General features: G+C 59.4%; 1 pseudogene. It reads right to left on the reverse strand.

Features of this window, described 5'->3' with window-relative positions:
• Positions 1–343: 343 nt before the first annotated feature.
• A pseudogene (locus tag EN780_RS37045) lies at positions 344–556 on the reverse strand (TlpA family protein disulfide reductase); the annotation flags it as partial.

Raw genomic sequence — 556 nt, forward strand, 5'->3', positions numbered from 1 at the left:
GTCCTCCGTTCTTGCCTGGCGCAGAGACAGGCGGTCGGCTGCGTCCCCCGTCTTCCCCGCCTGTGGGCGCAGGGGGATCGGTGGGCAGCGCCGAGCTTCATGTTGCCAGCCTTACTCCAGTGCCATCTTTGACGGGTCCGGGAGACCCTTAGCGGCAGTATGTTTTGGTGAGTTGATCAGGCACGTCTTCTCCTTGCTCGGTCACGTGTTTGCGGATAACGGCGAGGCTGGGCTGGACGCCTGGGCCGGCCTATTTGTACAACCACGTCAGGGAAATGGACGAATTGGCCAGTAAGCCATTCGACTATCGCCCCTCTTTGGTTTCCTCCTTGGCCGCCCCCTTTCACCTTTTGGGAAAATCCTCTTGCGGAGCCACACAGAGAGCGCCGTAACAAACCTTCTCACCCTTGTAGTTGGCCAGAGCCTGCAGCAACTCGGGTAGAAGGTGCTGTTTCAGGTCGTCCGAGACAGGCTCCGGACCCTCCAGCGCTTTCAGTGTCTGCTCGAGCAACTCGATGGCGCGATCTTTGTTGCCGCTCTCATGATAGTACTGAGC

The organism is Mesorhizobium sp. M4B.F.Ca.ET.089.01.1.1 (assembly GCF_004022605.1).
Classification (GTDB): domain Bacteria; phylum Pseudomonadota; class Alphaproteobacteria; order Rhizobiales; family Rhizobiaceae; genus Mesorhizobium; species Mesorhizobium abyssinicae.